Below are 317 nucleotides of genomic sequence, written 5' to 3'. Positions count from 1 at the left end.
TTAACTGGAACTTCTACTGTGACTACTTTACCATTTGGTAATTCAACCGTTACCTTAACTGGATCTTTCTTACCTGGTGTTGTCAAGTCTGGAATGTTTTCAACATTGGTTACCTTGCCACCTTCTGGAATCTTAATTCCTTTAGTGTAATCCTCTGGTGTTAATGGAGTTTTCGTAACTGGTGTCTCAATCTCTTTAACAGGTGTTACATTAACTGGGACTTCGACTGTAATCACTTTTCCATTTGGTAATTCAACCGTTACCTTAACTGGATCTTTCTTACCTGGTGTTGTCAAGTCTGGAATGTTTTCAACATT

Annotated in this window: 1 protein-coding gene; it reads right to left on the bottom strand. The window is 37.9% G+C overall.

Annotated features, from left to right (window positions below):
- On the bottom strand, positions 1-317 hold a 317-nt coding region (locus tag N8M66_RS09305; RefSeq protein ID WP_261047228.1), incomplete at both ends, for a Rib/alpha-like domain-containing protein.

Origin of the sequence: Streptococcus mitis, assembly GCF_946188585.1 — a bacterium.
Classification (GTDB): Bacteria; Bacillota; Bacilli; order Lactobacillales; family Streptococcaceae; genus Streptococcus; species Streptococcus mitis_DG.
The sequence above is the reverse complement of the archived record's forward strand: the minus strand, read 5'-3'. Positions and strand labels throughout refer to the sequence as shown.